The sequence below is a fragment of the Pseudomonas sp. 05N434 genome, assembly GCF_056396965.1.
In genome coordinates this window covers 1-1,352 of the sequence record NZ_JBFTMK010000855.1, presented here as the reverse complement: position 1 = coordinate 1,352, position 1,352 = coordinate 1, and the positions used below count along the sequence as shown (strand labels likewise).

At 54.5% G+C, this 1,352-nt stretch carries 2 protein-coding genes; both read left to right on the top strand.

The features are described 5' to 3' along the window. The coding region (locus AC1DLB_RS30125; RefSeq protein WP_477786298.1) for a hypothetical protein at window positions 1-209 on the top strand (209 nt) is incomplete at its 5' end. Window positions 210-311: 102 nt separating this feature from the next. Further along, a partial coding sequence (locus AC1DLB_RS30120) for an ABC transporter permease (protein WP_477786297.1) occupies window positions 312-1,352 on the top strand: 1,041 nt, incomplete at its 3' end.

Genomic DNA, 1,352 nt, shown 5'->3' with positions numbered 1-1,352 from the left:
ATGCTGAACAGGCCATAAAACATCTTGTGATGCAGGCTGCGACCAGGCAGAAAGAACATCGCGCACAGCAGCAGGAAGTAGCCGAGTGGAAGAATCCAGAGGCAAATGAAATCGAAGACTCGATTGGATGTGTTGTTGAAGCCACTGAGTTGCATGCTGAGAGATTCAATCCTGAAGTTGATCGGCCATTTGGGGTGATGGCTATTTGATGTTGAATTCTGACGCTTAACAATAACAGCCTTTATGCGATTGCCAGAACCCTGAAGAAGCTGTGCTAAAGTCAGCGTCCTTTTTATCGACATTCGCGTGATATGACCGACTCCAGTCTCTCCGCAAGCCCATCGAGCTTGAAAATTTACTTCCGCCTGCTCAGCTATGTCCGGCCGTACATCAGCCTGTTCCTGATCAGCATTGTCGGTTTTCTGATTTTCGCTTCGACTCAGCCAATGCTCGGGTACATCCTCAAGTATTTCGTCGACGGCCTGTCCAATCCCGAAGCGGCGCTCTTTCCAACCGTACCGTACCTGCGTGATCTGCAACTGCTGCAGGCCGTGCCTTTGCTGATCATCCTGATTGCAGCGTGGCAGGGGCTCGGATCTTATCTGGGCAACTACTTTCTGGCCAAGGTTTCCCTCGGACTTGTCCACGACTTGCGTGTGCAGTTGTTCAACAATCTGCTGGTCTTGCCCAACCGTTATTTCGACAAGCATAACTCGGGTCATCTGATTTCGCGCATCACCTTCAACGTAACCATGGTCACGGGGGCGGCTACAGATGCGATCAAGGTCGTAATCCGTGAAGGCATGACGGTGGCGTTCCTGTTCGCCTCGCTGCTGTTCATGAACTGGCGCCTGACGCTGGTCATGGTTGCGATCCTGCCGTTGATCGCCTTTATGGTGCGCACCGCCAGCAAGAAATTCCGTAAACAGAGCAAGAAGATCCAGGCTGCCATGGGGGACGTGACCCACGTGGCCTCGGAAACGATCCAGGGCTATCGCGTGGTGCGCAGCTTCGGCGGCGAAGTCTATGAAGAAAGGCGCTTCTTCAATGCCAGCCAGGGCAACACCGACAAGCAATTGCGCATGACTCGCACCGGCGCTATCTATACGCCGCTGTTGCAGCTGGTGATCTACACCGCCATGGCGGTGCTGATGTTCCTGGTGTTGTTCCTGCGCGGAGATGCGTCCGCCGGTGACATGGTGGCCTACATCACTCTGGCAGGCCTGCTGCCGAAGCCGATCCGCCAATTGTCTGAAGTCAGCTCGACCATCCAGAAAGGTGTGGCCGGCGCCGAGAGTATCTTCGAGCAACTGGACGTCGAACCCGAAGTCGATAACGGCACCATCGAGCGC